This is a genomic window from Bacillus sp. ISL-4, from assembly GCF_018613275.1.
GTDB classification, from domain to species: Bacteria; Bacillota; Bacilli; order Bacillales; family DSM-1321; genus Peribacillus; species Peribacillus simplex_E.
The window spans coordinates 16,689-32,906 of sequence record NZ_JAGGQN010000001.1; the positions used below are offsets into that span (position 1 = coordinate 16,689).

The 16,218-nt window shown below is 36.3% G+C and carries 13 protein-coding genes, 1 tRNA gene, 1 other RNA gene and 3 pseudogenes; 4 read left to right on the forward strand and 14 right to left on the reverse strand.

Features of this window, described 5'->3' with window-relative positions; translation table 11 throughout:
- Positions 1 to 246: 246 nt before the first annotated feature.
- The 3 genes from J7J00_RS00075 to ssrS all read right to left on the reverse strand — a co-directional run bounded on the left by J7J00_RS00075 (position 247) and on the right by ssrS (position 2,580).
- Positions 247 to 435 (reverse strand): hypothetical protein, encoded by a 189-nt coding sequence (locus J7J00_RS00075; protein ID WP_214786383.1) that lies wholly within the window; start codon positions 433 to 435, stop codon positions 247 to 249.
- A gap of 312 nt (positions 436 to 747) precedes the next feature.
- Entirely contained in the window at positions 748 to 2,115 is a 1,368-nt protein-coding gene (locus J7J00_RS00080; protein WP_214786385.1) for an MFS transporter, read from the reverse strand.
- A 277-nt stretch (positions 2,116 to 2,392) separates the two neighbouring features.
- Positions 2,393 to 2,580: non-coding RNA, 6S RNA (gene ssrS, locus J7J00_RS00085), on the reverse strand.
- A 365-nt stretch (positions 2,581 to 2,945) separates the two neighbouring features.
- Here ssrS and tatA point away from each other — a divergent pair.
- On the forward strand, positions 2,946 to 3,152 hold the full coding sequence (gene tatA, locus J7J00_RS00090) for a twin-arginine translocase TatA/TatE family subunit (protein WP_048686086.1): 207 nt from the start codon (positions 2,946 to 2,948) through the stop codon (positions 3,150 to 3,152).
- 326 nt (positions 3,153 to 3,478) lie between these two features.
- Here the strand turns inward: tatA and J7J00_RS28760 are convergent.
- The 3 genes and pseudogenes from J7J00_RS28760 to bcaP form a co-directional block, all read right to left on the reverse strand.
- Positions 3,479 to 3,940: pseudogene (locus tag J7J00_RS28760) on the reverse strand (methyl-accepting chemotaxis protein); the annotation flags it as partial.
- A gap of 297 nt (positions 3,941 to 4,237) precedes the next feature.
- A pseudogene (locus J7J00_RS28765) lies at positions 4,238 to 4,777 on the reverse strand (protoglobin domain-containing protein); the annotation flags it as partial.
- 158 nt (positions 4,778 to 4,935) lie between these two features.
- Positions 4,936 to 6,342: a branched-chain amino acid transporter BcaP gene (bcaP, locus tag J7J00_RS00100; RefSeq protein WP_214786389.1), complete on the reverse strand. Its 1,407-nt coding sequence runs from the start codon at positions 6,340 to 6,342 to the stop codon at positions 4,936 to 4,938.
- 510 nt (positions 6,343 to 6,852) lie between these two features.
- Between bcaP and J7J00_RS00105 the strand changes: the two genes are divergently transcribed.
- Entirely contained in the window at positions 6,853 to 7,914 is a 1,062-nt protein-coding gene (locus J7J00_RS00105; RefSeq protein WP_214786392.1) for a DUF3900 domain-containing protein, read from the forward strand.
- Positions 7,915 to 8,410: 496 nt separating this feature from the next.
- Here J7J00_RS00105 and J7J00_RS00110 read toward each other — a convergent pair whose 3' ends face one another.
- The 8 genes and pseudogenes from J7J00_RS00110 to J7J00_RS00145 form a co-directional block, all read right to left on the reverse strand.
- On the reverse strand, positions 8,411 to 9,334 hold the full coding sequence (locus J7J00_RS00110; protein ID WP_214786394.1) for an HNH endonuclease: 924 nt from the start codon (positions 9,332 to 9,334) through the stop codon (positions 8,411 to 8,413).
- 237 nt (positions 9,335 to 9,571) lie between these two features.
- Positions 9,572 to 9,645, reverse strand: a tRNA-Arg gene (locus tag J7J00_RS00115).
- Positions 9,646 to 10,014: 369 nt separating this feature from the next.
- Positions 10,015 to 10,182, reverse strand: coding sequence for a hypothetical protein (locus J7J00_RS00120; protein ID WP_214786712.1), 168 nt, complete (start codon positions 10,180 to 10,182; stop codon positions 10,015 to 10,017).
- A 44-nt stretch (positions 10,183 to 10,226) separates the two neighbouring features.
- Entirely contained in the window at positions 10,227 to 10,754 is a 528-nt protein-coding gene (locus J7J00_RS00125) for a hypothetical protein (RefSeq protein WP_214786396.1), read from the reverse strand.
- Position 10,755: 1 nt separating this feature from the next.
- Complete coding sequence (locus J7J00_RS00130; protein WP_214786406.1) at positions 10,756 to 11,310, reverse strand: endonuclease NucS domain-containing protein; 555 nt, start codon at positions 11,308 to 11,310, stop codon at positions 10,756 to 10,758.
- 476 nt (positions 11,311 to 11,786) lie between these two features.
- Positions 11,787 to 11,954 (reverse strand): annotated as a pseudogene (locus tag J7J00_RS28770) (hypothetical protein); the annotation flags it as partial.
- A gap of 207 nt (positions 11,955 to 12,161) precedes the next feature.
- Positions 12,162 to 12,671, reverse strand: coding sequence for a hypothetical protein (locus J7J00_RS00140; RefSeq protein WP_214786411.1), 510 nt, complete (start codon positions 12,669 to 12,671; stop codon positions 12,162 to 12,164).
- Between the two features lie 256 nt (positions 12,672 to 12,927).
- The gene (locus J7J00_RS00145) at positions 12,928 to 13,530 is read right to left on the reverse strand and encodes a recombinase family protein (protein WP_214786413.1); all 603 of its coding nucleotides are present in this window, start codon (positions 13,528 to 13,530) and stop codon (positions 12,928 to 12,930) included.
- A 280-nt stretch (positions 13,531 to 13,810) separates the two neighbouring features.
- Here J7J00_RS00145 and J7J00_RS00150 point away from each other — a divergent pair, with 280 nt between their 5' ends.
- On the forward strand, positions 13,811 to 14,272 hold the full coding sequence (locus J7J00_RS00150) for a hypothetical protein (protein ID WP_214786414.1): 462 nt from the start codon (positions 13,811 to 13,813) through the stop codon (positions 14,270 to 14,272).
- A 487-nt stretch (positions 14,273 to 14,759) separates the two neighbouring features.
- Positions 14,760 to 16,025, forward strand: coding sequence for a hypothetical protein (locus tag J7J00_RS00155; protein WP_214786416.1), 1,266 nt, complete (start codon positions 14,760 to 14,762; stop codon positions 16,023 to 16,025).
- Positions 16,026 to 16,218 lie beyond the last annotated feature (193 nt).

Below are 16,218 nucleotides of genomic sequence, written 5' to 3' on the forward strand. Positions count from 1 at the left end.
GATACCCCAGAGGGAAAAGCAGGTCCAAGGGAGACCCCACAGACGCAAACAGCGCTGGGGGGCGGACCGCCCGCGGAAAGCAAGTGCCTGGAGAGGAAATGTCAACGTTTAAATCTTATTATAAAATTCGGGTAATAATTCCATCGATAAAATCGTGAAAGAGATTCGAAATGAGACCATTCCGAACCCCTTTTGTCAACAAAAAAAAGCCCTCTTATCAAAGAGGGCTTTTAACGAATATAAGGATTAAGCTTCCAAGGCTTCTTTACGCTTCCTTTTCCTTGATTCTGTTATAAGATCATAACCAAGATAAAGGATGATGGCTCCGCCTAACAATTTAAGATATAACGGAATGTCCGCTACAAAGAAATAAATCATTGAGAATAATGTCCCTATAATGCTTAACCAAAAAATTATATGTTTTAAAATTTTCAAAGTAAGACTCCTCACAAAAGATGAGATTATTTTCTAGTTCGCTCCATTTTAAGGAGGAATTAATTATCCGTACCATCATTCTAACATTTATTCTTTATATTTAAAGTGACTCGTATTGCGAAATTATGAACATTTAAGCAACTTTTCTCAAGAATAGGTCAAGCCAAACAATTCCCGGAAAATCTTTCCGCTAATTCTTTTCAATTTCCCTTTTCATATAGATCCATTAATACCTCAAAAAAGGCCAATAAAACAAATATGCATGAAATGACTGCTGGAAGTATCCCTGCTCTGCATTCCATGCATTTAATTTTACAAGACCTTCATTTTATTGGACTCTACCACCATTTCTTCAGTTGGTTCCGAGTGATCATGTTTATAATAAGCCATTTTCACTGGAACGAATGATAAAGCAACCGCGGCAATGAGACCCGGAATAGCGAAGGCGATGAAATTCAATTGGATGGGTAGCGAGATGGATAATAGGAATCCGCCGAGTATGGGTCCGAGCATACCGCCGATCCTTCCGATTCCAGATGCGACCCCTAATGCCGTAGATCTAATATTTGGTGGATAGTACTGGGAAACATAGGCTTGTACAAGATTTTGGGCACCAATGGTACAGGCTCCTGCAACCGCTACCAAAGTGTAAATCACAAAGGAGTTTCCGCCCATTCCCAATAGAGTCAAACTGACTGCCCCAAGCGCATACATCGGCACAAGCATTTTCTTGGATCCATAACGATCACAAAGTTTAGCGATGATAAGTGTCCCTACGATAGCGCCCCCTTGAAGAACGATCAAGAAACCTAAGCTTGAATTCAGCGCATACCCTGCCTCGATCATTAACTTTGGTAGCCATGTATTCAATCCATATACCATCAATAGGCACATGAAAAAGGCGATCCAGAACATCAGTGTGCTTAGTGCACGGGAATCCTTGAATAATCCAACGATTGGCATATTCGTATCTGTTTTTTTCACTTCCACAATTTCGTCATTGATGTCGAATTTACTCTCCGGACTGACCTTGGATAATATCCTAAACAATTCTTCTTTTCTGCCAATTCTGATCAGATGCGTCGAAGCCTCTGGTAAACGCTTCATCATGTAGGGTAAAAATAACAATGGTATTCCTGCAAACCAAAATATTGATTCCCAACCAAGTGAAGGCATAAGCAAGATACCCAATATCGGGGCAAGCATCCCACCGAATGAGTAACCGCACAAAACGATGGAAACGACCATGCTCCGCATCGTTTTCGGTGCATAATCCGTCAATAAGGCTATGACGTTCGGCATGATTCCCCCTAGCCCTAATCCGGCTAGAAATCGGAAAGTCGAAAACGTGGTAGGCGTGTTCGCAAATCCACATAATAATGTAAATAAACTAAATAAAATCAATGAAATAGCGATTACATTTTTTCTGCCAATCCGATCAGCTAATGTACCAAAGAAAATGGCCCCGAACATCATTCCAAATAGTCCATAGCTGCCCATTGCCCCCGCCTCCACAGAAGTGAGGTTCCACTCCTCCGTCAATACCGGGACAACCGTACCGTAAACGACGAGGTCATAGCCATCAAAAAGGATAATGATAAAACACCATGCCAGCAATCCAAAATGAAAGCGATTGAACTTACTGTTGCTAATTACCTCGGTCGTATTAATTTTAGCCATAAAATTTTCTCCTCTCTAGGTGACTGCAGTACTTCCTTCCAAATGATAGCGCTTACGTAATCCTTTTAAAAAATAACGACTCACCATCATTTTATACAAATAGTGAACTGAGTTATCTAATTGTTATTTTAAATGCTAATTATCTGATATTTCAATAAAAATTTTCATAAATATCTTAAAAGGTTTTCTGATCCTATTGATATATACAAAGTTCCGAACATGCGTAAAAACAATAAAAAACCAGTCCCTTATCGGAACTGGTTTCTAGTTATAAAAATAGGAAGCCGCAATTGCCGTATTCAAGTAAGAAAGTTTTAAACCACCACTCCTCAAAGTGGGTGTTTGCAGAAACAATCCTGTTGTCCAAGTCAGTGACGAGGCATAACATTCCTGTCTCGATATAAAACTCCCTATTACAGCTTAAAGGTTAAAACTTAATTATCATTACGAACAACGCAGCTTGTATAGTTATAATACCGAAATATCTTCAATCTTGCAAGTTTAATCGTTCCCATACAACAAAAAAATTTCATATTTTACATTAAGCTGATGGAGCCAATTTGTCATGCCTAAACGGCAAAATTTATGGCTGCACTCTGATTTCTCATACTGTCCTCCTACTTTCATTGATATCTTTTTTAAGGAATAGCATCCATGGGGAAATAATATTTTCAGATAGAATGTGCAAGATAAAATCGGGACGGAATTGAAAGTGTTTGTCTTGCGAAGATCATCGGATGCGGACCTCTATAATATATCCTAAATAATATTTGCAAATACATGGAAGGAGTCTATAATATTAACTAACAGACTTGATTGGAGTTGTTGTTATGCTTTCAAACATTGGTTTTCCCGGTTTGATTTTAATCCTTCTTTTAGCTTTAATTGTTTTTGGACCGAACAAGCTACCTCAAATCGGTCGGGCAGTCGGCACCTCACTAAGGGAGTTTAAGGATGCAACCAAGGGAATAACAGAAGAAATACAAGAGGAATTCAAGGATGACGTACAAGCTGCAAAAAAAGAATCGATAAAATGAAAAAGACGCCTGCACGCAGCAGGCGTCTTTGATGCGTTTGTGGCGCAGAACCGTCAGGCCACATCCCGACGTTTAGCAAAAAGCTTGTTCTTCGACTTACACAAATTAGCTCATCGCTTTATTAATATAACATTAAACTTACTTTATATCAAGTGATTTATTGAGCAGCCTGTTAACTGCATCTTGGATTTGATTTTATTTCCTTCATGTTTGTTGCTATTCTATAAACCGCTTTAGGGCTTTTTAGAAATATTCTATCGAGTTGTTTATTAAAATATGAATGAGCCCCGATAAGGTATTCTATCAAACAAAATCGTTAAACTTCATTACAATTTTATCGTTAATTGAGTCAATTGATCTGAGGAAACGGCCACTTGATTGAACGCTTCATTAATATCTTCGAATATATCATTCAGCTCTATCATTTCCTTTGTGATTTTAATATTCTGCTCTTTAACAGAAAGCATGGAGTTTGCTATTTCAGTAAAAAATATGCCAGTTTCTTTCCCTTGTTTCGTGCCTTTAGTAATTTCACCGCTAACCATGGAAATTGACGTGTTCATGACATCGGTAAAATGAGCAATTCCATTAACCAGTTTCACTACTTCCCAAACTGATTCCTTGGTATTTTCTGAAAGCTTCCTTACCTCACCTGCCACAACTGCAAATCCTTTACCATTTTCACCAGCTCTTGCCGCTTCAATCGCTGCGTTCAACGCCAACAAATTCGTTTGCTCTGCAATTGAAGTGATGATTGTGACAATTCGTTCAATTTCCTTTGACGTATTGGATAGCTGTTCCATATCTTTGGAGATGATCGTCATTTGCTCTTGCGTTTTTACCAATCTTCTCTCTAATCCTTGTAACAGTTCGACTCCCTCATTTGATTTTCCCTCTGCATGTATTGCAATCTCTGACCCTTTTTGAGTGAAATCATGAATTTCGCCTACCTTATTTGCCATTAATTGAGTTGCTGAACTAGTCTCTTGACTGATTGCTGCCAATTCCTCTGCATTATGATTAACCTGTAGTTTAATCGTTTCTTTTTCTTCTAAATTTTTTTGGAGAATCTTCTCGTTTTCAAGTTCATATGCCTCTAAAACTATTTGCTGCTCTAAATTAAAAATTTTAGTGACAGCCAGAATGTTTTCTTGATACTGTTCAATATTTTTTATATCGGAAATCACATGAATGATTAATGATTGCAATAAATCCTGGAAAGCACTCATATACCATTTTGGCTGCAGTCCAATTCGCACATGTACTTGTGCGATAATATAACGCTGTTTAACATATGCATCATCAATGGTACCGCTAAACATTTCGAACATATGGCGCTGCAGTGTTTTTTTCAATCTCTCAACAGAACTATTGTCCGAAATGATTTTCATTAAAGAGGGTTCATTTTCTAGATTTTTATAAAAATTCCCTACAATTTGGTTCAAGTGTTCTTTCACTTTTTCCTGTAAAGAACGAATTATGCACAAATCCCCAATCGTCAAATGAATCATGTCCACTTGATTCATTACATTCGGATATTCCCTGATATTGATACCGACTTGTTCTTTATATTGCATATAGTCTATTGAATCTATCTTTTGTTTACTTCTCCAGATACTTTTCATGATTGAATAGCCCTCCAATTTTTTCTGCCCATATATACTATTTCGACATAAAGTCTGTTAATCTTAATTCACTTTGATAAATTTCCCTCTTTCACACAAGACTTATGAACTATTTATGTCCAAACAAAAAACACTCAAGAGAGTGTCTTTTTTAATGATTATTTTTCCCGCTGATTAAGATTGGAATGTTTACGAGAATAAGTGAAGTAAATGACGACTCCGATCGCCATCCAGATCAAGAACCTTATCCATGTATGACTTCCTAGCTGAGCCATCAAGAATACGGAAAATACGATTGCCAGGCCTGGAACGAGCGGCACAGCCGGGCAATAAAAAGCACGTTTCATATCCGGTCTTGTTTTCCGTAAAACGATGACCGCGACGGAAATCATCGTAAACGCAGTCAATGTTCCAATGTTGACCAACTCAGCCAAATCACCAAGAGGTATGAATGCCCCCAATAAGGCCGCTATCAAACCAAATATCCACGAAGCCGCATAAGGCGTTTTATATTTTTTATGAAGTTTTGATAAGGATTTTGGCATCAGCCCATCACGTGACATCGCAAACATGATTCGGGTTTGTCCATACAACATAACCAAGATCACCGTTGTCATTCCGAGGAAGGCACCTAGATCAATGATCCCTGCAACCCAATTTTGTCCTGCGCTTTGCAAGACCAAAGAAATCGGGTGGTCAAGAGCCTTGCTGAATTGTGCATACGGTACCACACCTGTCATGATTAAACTCACGATCATATAAAGCACTACACAAATGACTAAGGAACCGAGGATTCCGCGTGGTAAATTCTTTCCTGGATTTCTTGTTTCTTCAGCAGCAGATGCAACTGCATCAAAGCCGAGGAAGGCAAAGAACATTAATGCGGCAGTTGAAAATACCCCATCTATTCCAAATGGCATGAATGGCTGCCAGTTTTCCGGTTTCACATAATAAATAGAAGAAACGATGAACAATAAGACAACCAACACTTTAATAACGACCATTATATTATTGATTCTAGTCGTTTGTTTCGTACCAATGGAAATCAAAAAGGTAATCGCCATGACTATCAAAAAGGCTGGCAAGTTCATATAAGTCGTGGCACCTTCAACCGAACCCGGTGCTGCTGTCAATTTCTCCGGAAAGTTAATCCCGAATCCACTTAAAAATGATTGGAAATAGCCCGACCACCCGGCCGATACGGCACTAACAGCCAATAAGTATTCAAGGATTAAATCCCAGCCGATTATCCAAGCGGCGAATTCACCTAAAGTTGCATAAGCATACGTATAAGTCGAACCGGATACCGGCACCGAAGCTGCAAATTCCGCATAAGAAAGTGCAGCGAATAAACAAGCAAGACCAGCAATGACGAACGATAATGAAAGTGCAGGACCAGCATTCACTGCACCAGTACCTGTTAATACAAAAATGCCTGTCCCAATAATCGCTCCAATTCCTAGCATCGTTAAATCCCAAGCACCTAGTTCCCGTTTCAATCCCTTATCGCCCGAACCTGCGTTTTTCAACAAGTCCTCAATGGACTTCTTTCTAAAAATACTCATGTCCTCTCCTCCATAAATTTTATAAACTATTCTGAAAACTACAGACAAATAATTTCGCTTAACATTTATATCGGAGAAATTTCGACAAATTTCCGCAATTCCTGAATTATCTGACTTTCAAATTATACGTATTACCCTTTCCTTCGTCAATGATTTATTATTGTGAAATTCTGTTTTTTAGATCTTCTTTGGAATGTATGCTTTATTATTCAACAGTATTATCCATCATTAACAATGAATGATTAAAATCATTATCTTAATATAGAAAAAGTGAGATATTGTAGTATTTCATGTATTCCTATAAATTATTCTTGTAATAGTTCTTATATATTTGATTCTATAGAGAATCATTATTTATTTTCCCCTATGTATTATTATGAAATAATTCATCAATATTATTCTGATCATTCGTGCACCAATCGTTTGACGGAATCATAGTACATCACTATACTTATTAAGTCTTAAAAAAAGTACGGGAATTATGCTTAATAATTGAAGAAGGTGACATTCATGGATTTTACGATTACCTATCTGTCTTTTTATCTAATCCAAGTTGATGGAAAAGGAGATCAGGCCGATAAGCGTTTTAAACATTTCCAAACTCTTGATACCCAAGAATACGAGGAAAGCCCTCTAAAGGATTTTTTGGATGGGGAATTGATGAAGATTTCCAAGCGAAAAGTGGACCGTCATCCAAAAACTGAACAAATACCGACGAAAATCGGTTCTTTCATTGTTGAAGAAGGCCATGCACTTGATTCCAACCCTAATTACAATGTATTTAACCGTGTTCGATATGCCAAAACGAAAGAAGAATTCCAAGAGGAAAATGAACAATTCACGCGGTCCTATATTGATACAAGTGCCGTCCGTGGCGGTGTCTTCATAATCGCATCGGCTAAATTATCGAAATATCTTGATGAACCATTCGTATTCTTATTAAAATGTGATTTCGAGCCGAAAGTTGCTTCCATTTCGGATGAACGGACCTTGATTAGGCACGTTGAAATGGCAATTACCACTAAAAATATGAAATCCATTCAATACCCATACATGCCCGAAGAAGGAATGGTCGAAGAAGGCGAACTGAAAATCCACCAGGCTTCACATGCACGCTACTTCGAGGACTTTTTGAAATTCGTCGAGTATGGCGAGTCGATGCCGGAAATCATGAAAAACCAGGTCATCCACATGGTCCATGAACATGTATCCGCACAATTCGAAGAAAACAGTGACGAACTGCAGAAATTCGAACAGGACCTGGAAATCTGGGAAACAAGCGATAAGCGGGAAATCCAGGAACGTCTTGAAACCCATCAGGTCGTAGAAGCCACAGCCCAGATTGTCGAGCATACACCTGAAGCCGAACTGCGAATGAAGCTTGGGAGTACATCTATCAAAGGACTGTTAGCCGATTTCGGCGACAGCATCCATTTAGGTAAGATTAACGGGAAGTATGTATTAATGATAGAAGCCGATACAATAGAGTTCGATAAAGGTGTTTCGCCGATTGAGTTTCATAGGCCGGATGATTTGATGGAGATTGTGGAGAAGATTAGTAGGAAGGTTTAGAAGAATTGAGGGGTTTTTGAGGGGTTTGTGAACGCTAAAAGTGTTGATACAACTATGATTTCACGCATTTTTGTGACCATATTTGTGACCACGAAATTAGCGTTCCAAGAGTGTTTGTGACCAAAAATGTGACCACGATTGTGACCACAAAAAATAAAAAATTAAGGTCTTATGGCTTGTATTTTAAGGTTTCCATTTATTGAAATTACCCTTCTAGCCACTCCGCTTGCAAAAAAGCAGAGTGGTTTTTTGTTGATTTTGTTTATAATGAATTCCTAAAAAGAAGCCTAACTAATTTACAGATGTCTTTATGCAGCTATTTCACCTATTCTTATAGATACGATTCCGATATGTATTAGATGATAAGAATGAAACACCCGAGTACACTTCGAATTTTCTATTGTTTACCTATGACGGGCAACCCAGTACCAAAGTAACACTTATGGGGACAGCCTCAATTTAAACTATAATAAACAAATTCAGATAATAGATTACACTATTTTATTTCAAAAATATTCTTCTTATGCCACTTAAAATACAGTCTATTTTCGGAATGAATCTGAATTTTAGCACTTGGTAATAATCCATACTTCAAATAATCTTCATTACAGATGACTGAAGAAATGTGCAAACGTCCTTGTCCATCAAATGCAATTAACCCTTTATCATACAGGGCATCATGATTACAACAAAGAAGTACGCCATTATATGGATTTATACGTTCTTCATTTGTGCTATCTTTCCAAGGTTTCGAATGGCTCGCTCGTAGTAACTCAGGTAAGTCAATACTGCATAATGCGCATTTATAATCCCACAAAGGCATAAGGCACTTGCGAAACTTCTGTTGACCTAAACGAATTTTTGTTTTTACTTCTGATTCTGTTTCTGCAATAACTGGAACTAATGAATTACGTTCTGTTCTTCTCACATTATCAATCGATAACTCAAGTTGTTCCTGGTCTACTTGATATATATTTATATCACTAATCAAATCTAGAAGTTTAATAGCCAGTTCCTCATTACAAGGATATAAATAGCCTTGATTGCCATCACCATTTTTTTGAAATGCCGAATACTTAATTGGGAGTAGTGGGAGAATTTCATTTAACCCAGCCCTAACATTTAAAGGTACATCTAGCTCATGGTATTCTAATTTCACTAAATAGCCTTCATCGTTCCATTTGCTATGATTTTGCATAATAGAAGGTTTAGGAGCATTTTTATAATTATCATTTGCAACGCTAATTGCAACAATTAAACCTTTTACATAATGAAAGATTCGATCGCCTTTTTGTACCTCTTTCATACGTTGCCAAGAGTGCGGTACATTTCCTCCCTTATCCTGTTGTGGCGACCAAATAATCCCTAGATCTTTTTCTTCCTGATATGTGTGACCTTGCATAACGATAAAATTATTCAAATTGTTCCCCCTAAAAAACGTAGCTGTTTTGATATATTCTATTTTACATTAAATATTCTATTAAAATAACAACTTCCAATACAATTCTTCACGGATCGCCAAAATCGTCTTCTGTGATAATGGATTCCTGCCGACGGCAAAACCTACAAACAACACAAAAAAGGTTGATATAGTTCGGACACTCTTGATTATTTCTAACCAGAGAACCCTAATATATCAACCCTTTTCACAAAGCGATGTCCCAGGAGATATTCGAACTCCCGACCGACGCCTTAGAAGGGCGTTGCTCTATCCAGCTGAGCTACTGAGACGTATCGCTGTTTTTCTTCAGTTCAGTATAACGGTCACTTTTCGAACTTAGACCGTAATCGTGATTTTTATTATAACTTAGTATAATACTCATTGCAATACTAGTAATATTATATTTTGAGGTGGGTTAGAATTACAACTAACAAATACTCAAACCATTTGGCAAGCATTCCTATGAAACACCTATATAGGCTCAATGACATCATTGTTAGCCTGGCTAGTATAATACATCATTCAAGTATTAATCCAATACAATGACACTCGAACTCCTACTTTAGAAACAACTTTCTCTATTGATACAATTAAAAAACATCCACTATTTAAATGGATGCCTTCTTACAATTATTTAACTTGTTCTTGTAGCAATTCTTTTAAAATTCAATCGCACTTTCTTCACTCGGGTCATTTGTTCCAAGTTCTCCTTGGAAAGCTTTAGACAAAATAGATGGTTCAAGAAGTTCTAACTTCGATGTTATCTTAACAAATCCACTGCTCGGGACAAAAAAGGTGGAGACGTGTCTCTCGTGATGACTTAACATTTGAGCCATCAAATAAACAGTTAAATTTCATCAACTACCATTTATCAAGAATGACGAACTTTGGCTTTTAAGAACTGTTGATACTTCACAAAAGTGTTTGTATACTGACTGACACATTCATCAAAGGACTGATGCTCAAAGAAGTTTAACTTAACAACTAACTTATAAAGATCTGTGTTTCTTGAGCCTCTAATTAATTCCACTTCGCATCCTAATAACACTCTTAATTCTTCAAGGTGATTAGAAGCAATGGATCGAATTAAGTCTGTTCCCTCTTTTTTATAAGACTCAATAAATACGGAGGCTGTTCGGTCTTTCTTATAAACAAAAACAAACTTCCACGGAATGTTCAAAAACTGATGTCCGACAAAGTAATCTCTTTTGCCACCATAGCGAGCCGTATATTCCGTTTTCGTATTTACGAAGTTTGAAATTTCCTGCAAAAAGGTTGATACATCTTGATCTATGCTAATTTTTCGTTCTTTAGCTGTAGTCTTCTTATTAATATAATAGTCCTCAAGCTTATATGGTGGAATAATTTGATTTGTGTCTAAGATGATCTGATCCTCCAACTTATTCCAACTTATAAGGTTTAATCGTTACACATTTTATATCAATGCTATTCTCATACAACCATGTGCAAACGGAAAGAATTCTCTTATCAATATCTTTTCCAACTATGATAATCCGTTGGCTGTTGTTAAGGATATTGTTTAATTCCTCTTCGATCTCCACTTCTAAAAATTCCATCAGTTCATCCTTAGCATTAGTTACTGCAGAATTCACTTTTACATATTCTTCGTAAGTCTCCAGAATATCATGTGGACTTAGTCTTGCACAATATGAAGCATATTTCAGAGCTTGGAAGTCGACATTGCTACCCGTTGCGTCTCTTTTCACTTCAATGATCACTACATTACCTTCTTTATCGATCGCTAGAAGGTCTAGCCGTTCATTCACTTCAAATTTATCGTATTCATGGGCAATAATCAGTAAGTCTTCGCCTAATACATCTGGGCTTTTACGTATCCACTCTTCGATGTGTTGCCGCTCTTTCAAATCATTTTCGGAGAAAGTAGTTTCTTGGATTTCTTCTAATCTATTGTTGACTGCATCTAATCTATACACTCCTGTTTTCCTCCTATTGCTTAGTTGACATAAAGGTTATCATTGATTGTATTTATGAATGTATCAATTAGATCACCAAATTCTCGATGTAATAACTTATATCTACCTTAGCTACGAAACGGTTATTCGGTACAATCGCAGCTTCATTAATGTTGTATGAAGGTCATGATATACATTTTTCTCCGCTGTCTCTCCCAAGTTAGCAAGTACATCTCATTCCCTCGAAAAAATGAAAAGTTTCTATTCATCCATTTTCTGAAAGATTGTATATGTCCATTATACTATATACATACAAAAAATCAGGGAATCTAGAGGGGTACTATCTTTTCCAACAAAATCATATAACCAAATAAAGTGTTTTTGAAAGGCTATTAAAGAAATTATTTAAGCAAAAAACAGTCACTATTCTCACGACTGTTTTGGTTAGAGCTTATTTCAATAGTGAATAGAATCGATATTTCATTAATTGTCGTCATCTACTTTACTCCACAAAAAAAGCATCTAACCATATTTAGGTTAAATGCCCGATCCAAAGCATTTGGAACACCTACATTCTCCGCTGTTTTAAAGGAAGAAACGCAGCCACAAGTACAAATAGCATTCGGATTATCCATGGTGAAGCCTCCACCCATCATCGATTGCTTAAGAATGTTGATATATCAAGGTTTATAAGTATTTTTGAAGGTTATGAATTGCAATCATGGTTGTTAATTGCAAGCCTACTAGATTATTAATGTCGTTAACTAACTTATACCCAAAGAATTACATTCAAACAAGCAGTAACCACTAATTAATTTCCTAAAGTCTGCCCCAATCCAAATAAAAAACGAATGGGTAATTCCCACTCGTTACTATACATCCGAATGTTCAAAATTAATCGTTATAGGTTTCTCGGTAGACACTGTTGTTAATTGCCAATCATCACTAAAGTAATTCGTAGAATCCTCAAGTCTTACAGAATAGATGCCTTCAGGTAGTGTAAATGAACAAGTTCCTTGGGTATTTACTGTTCCTGTCCACTTTTTCCCCTGACTATCCATAACTGTTACCTTGCCACCAGCAATTGGAGTATATTTCGTGGGAATATTGGTTACACCATCATTAAGTCCTGAGGTAACGTCATTGACTGAAATAGTAAGTACACCTTTGGCTCTTGTTGAATCTGTATTATCAGTTCCCAATTGGGAAACAGTATCTTTTACACTTGCAATTTCTTTTTGTTGGTTGGAAATCAAAGTCTTCAATTCAGCGATTTGTTCTGGTATACTTTTTTCACTTTCAGCTTGTCCATTTTCTACTAATAAAAGTGAACCGATGAATGCAATTCCAACAACAATTAATGACCACTTTCCTTTTTTCAATATAATTTCCCCCTTAAATAAACTGTACCTTATTAGTGTAAAAGATTACTCATCATATAAGTAGCGGAAATATTTTCATTCTGAACAAAAGTTACACGTTATTGAAAAGAAGACAACAATATACAAATGATAATATTCATGGTGTGGATGAACCGACTACGGGTTTATCCCAACCATGACCCCAGTGAATCTGTTGAAATATACCCCCCCCTCCATATCATGAACATAAAGAAAGAGATACCATGATGGAGTCTCCTTAGCTTGCTTCATATTCCTTAACCTTACGATAGAATGTAGCCTTAGTCATATTTGATTTCTTCATTGCTTCAACTGCAGTGATATCTCCTGCTTTCCATTGCTTATAAGCCTCTTCAAATTCGGATGTAATAGATGTCTTAGGTCTTCCGAGGTGTTTACCTTGTGCCTTTGCTGAAGCTATCCCTTCAGCTTGACGAGTCTTAATCTTAGTTCTCTCTTCTTCCGCAACCCATGATAATACTTGTAAAACCAAGTCAGATACAAAAGAACCGATCGAATCATTATATTTGCGTGTATCCAATAATGGCATATCAATTACGACAATATGTGCTTTGATGTTCTGAGTGATATCTTTCCACTCGTTAAGAATCATCTCTTTGTTACGTCCTAGCCTATCTAAAGAATGAATGTATAATGTATCTCCTTTACGCAAACGCATTTTTAAGGCTTGGTATTGAGGTCTATTGAAGTCTTTACCGCTTTGTTTATCGATATGAATATCACGCTCAACAATTCCAACAGCATACATACTATCCAGTTGTCGTACTTCATTTTGGTCTTTACTGCTTACTCGTACATATCCGAATTCTTTGTTGTCCATGGTTAATTCCGCCTTTGTTATTTGATACTCTTATCTTATCTAATTTGTATCAAAAGGTAAATGTTTATTTTGATACGTTTCATAATTGAGATTTATACCATATGAAACTATACGAACCCTTATTCAACCGTTTCACAAAGTGCGTTGCAGAAAGTGTACCTTTTGAGACTGATTTATTTTAATGTTAAATATTTACAGAATACGTTTTTGGTGTTAAAATTGCATAAAGTGTTAATTTAACACATAGTGTTAAATAGATTCATAAAAGGGGGATGTTGAAATGAATAACGAAGAAAAAACTCAACGATTCAATATGTATTTAAACCAATCTCTAGTTGATGGTCTTGATATCCTAGGTGAACAAATTAATGTACCTAAGAACTCATTAATTAATGTCGCAATTGCAAAGTTCCTATTGGAAATGAAAGTATTAGATAACTTAGAAGAACCTAATGCGGCAGAAAAGAAAGTGTTAAAACAAACTGATTACTGTAACTTACTGAATCAAGGAAGACTTCAAAAAAAAGACCATGTTAGTACAATTGAACGTATACATGTAAAAGCAACACAAGAAGATGAAATACGGTTCGCATACTATAAGTACAATAAAAACGATAATGAACGTTTGATTCTCCGCCCATTGGATTTAACTGAAGATGATTTATTTCAACTATTCATCTCAGCCATTGCTGAAGACGTATTTACTACTAAATTCAGAGGCAAATTAAAAAGTATTTTATAAACAAAAAAGCCACCTGTATCATAGGTGGCTTTTTTGTACCTTTTGAAACGTAAATACTTTTCGGAAACAACATTATAAAAGCAACGATATCTTTCCTTAAATACCCATCAATAGGTTACACCCTGCTGTCGATTATTCTTATCGAACAGCATCAGTGTATTTCTGATTGTTGTAACACTTCACCATACTATATCGTGTTCATTATTTGAGTCGTGTCGGAAAATACTGCATGCTTGTGTGTGGAGGATCGTGGTTTCGTTTCTGTATCAAACCAACACACTATCATGGACACCACAGCAGGCTTAGATAATACCTCAGATTCAATCCTAAGTAGTATATATCTTCTGCTTAATGGATTCAGTTTTAATGTGTAAAAGAGAAAAGCGAAGGGATATAACAGGTATATTGTCACGAATTTCCACATTAATAGCGAATCTTGTTGTATAATTTCTACTATATGGATTATTGGCAGGGGAGGAATAAAGTTGTGCAAATAGCATTAAAAGAACGAACGACTGGTCATGTTTCCTACACAAATACAGAAAGTGTCCTTGAAATTTTACAAAACATTGACTCCACTAATATTTCAAGCAAAGGACTTGAAATGCTAGAACGGATAAGAATAACCTTTGATTTTCTAAAAGACACTTTGGATAAAGTAGACCCGTGGTTAGTCTCGGAACATACCATGAACAATATTAACAGTCCAATTTCACAAGTCTTGGCTGAATTAAAATATTTCAAAAATGATAATAACGAACAACGATTGATTAACAGTTTAAATAACATTGAGACTATACTTGTAAATTTATCTCAATTAGTTATATCAAAAACACCGGAGGATATTGAAAGTGTCAGACAATCTACAATTAAATTTAGGCAGTCTGTTGGTCAGCATTTAGGACATGTTGAAAGAGATTTGACAGAGACCTCGACAGCTTTGAATAAAAATACTGAAAAATTGAATGACCTAACTTCTTCCATTGAGAGTCAAAAAAACAGAATCGACTCCATTGTTAGTGAATTTCAAAGTCAATTTTTACAAACTCAAAACCAAAGGAATGAAGAATTTAGTACCCTAATTAAAGAAGCGAATCAAGGGATAGAAGGAATTATAGAATCTTTTGAGTATAAATATAGCCAACAAACAAAGACCCAGCAGGATACCTTTGACTCCTTGACTTTAGATTTTAAGGGAAAAGCACAAATTGAACTTGACCAAATGAATGAAATGAACAAAAAGGCTGAAAAATTACTTGGAATAATGAGTATGAAAGGTCTTGCTCAAGGGTATCAAAAAATCGCAAATAAAGAAGGCTGGAAAGCATTTAGCTGGAACGCTATTTCAATTTTCTCGTTACTGGGTATCTTGTGGTTTGGCTATGAATTTATCATTCAACATGAAGGAGAAATGTCGTGGACTGCTTTAATCAGTAGAATGGTTTTAACTGGTGTCGGAATTACACTGTTTACTTATTCTGCAAAACAAGCTACTAACCATAGAAATGAAGAAAGACGAAACAGAAGGATAGAGTTAGAACTTGCTTCACTTGACCCATATCTAAAAGACTTAGAAGAACCAGAACAAAAGAAGGTTAAGCAAGAACTCGTTGATAAATACTTTGGAGTCGAGCTTCCAACTGCCAATGCACCACAAACCCAGCAACAGAATATTAGCGATACAATTACGAATAACCCTCAAATAATGCAATTAATTGCTGACAAGGTGTCTCAACTGATATCAAAACAATAGGTAAAACTGAATAAATAAAGACTTGGAAGTTATGGTTGAAACTGCTGGATTGTTTATTTTGCTCTTAATTAACCTGAGTTTAAGTACCATCCCTCGCAATTCAATAATCTGGAGTAAACACAAAAGGTAAGCCACGATCGTTGCTTACCTTCTTGTTAGATTCTCAAATTCTAGTCGCTTAGTTTCAAAGAAT

Coding starts and splice junctions, on each gene's coding strand:
- bcaP (WP_214786389.1), bottom strand. CDS start 6,342: ATGAGTATTTTTAGAAAGAAGTCCATTGAGGACTTGTTGAAAAACGCA.
- J7J00_RS00150 (WP_214786414.1), top strand. CDS start 13,811: ATGAATAACGAAGAAAAAACTCAACGATTCAATATGTATTTAAACCAA.
- J7J00_RS00145 (WP_214786413.1), bottom strand. CDS start 13,530: ATGGACAACAAAGAATTCGGATATGTACGAGTAAGCAGTAAAGACCAA.
- tatA (WP_048686086.1), top strand. CDS start 2,946: ATGCTTTCAAACATTGGTTTTCCCGGTTTGATTTTAATCCTTCTTTTA.
- J7J00_RS00080 (WP_214786385.1), bottom strand. CDS start 2,115: ATGGCTAAAATTAATACGACCGAGGTAATTAGCAACAGTAAGTTCAAT.
- J7J00_RS00120 (WP_214786712.1), bottom strand. CDS start 10,182: ATGTTAAGTCATCACGAGAGACACGTCTCCACCTTTTTTGTCCCGAGC.
- J7J00_RS00105 (WP_214786392.1), top strand. CDS start 6,853: ATGGATTTTACGATTACCTATCTGTCTTTTTATCTAATCCAAGTTGAT.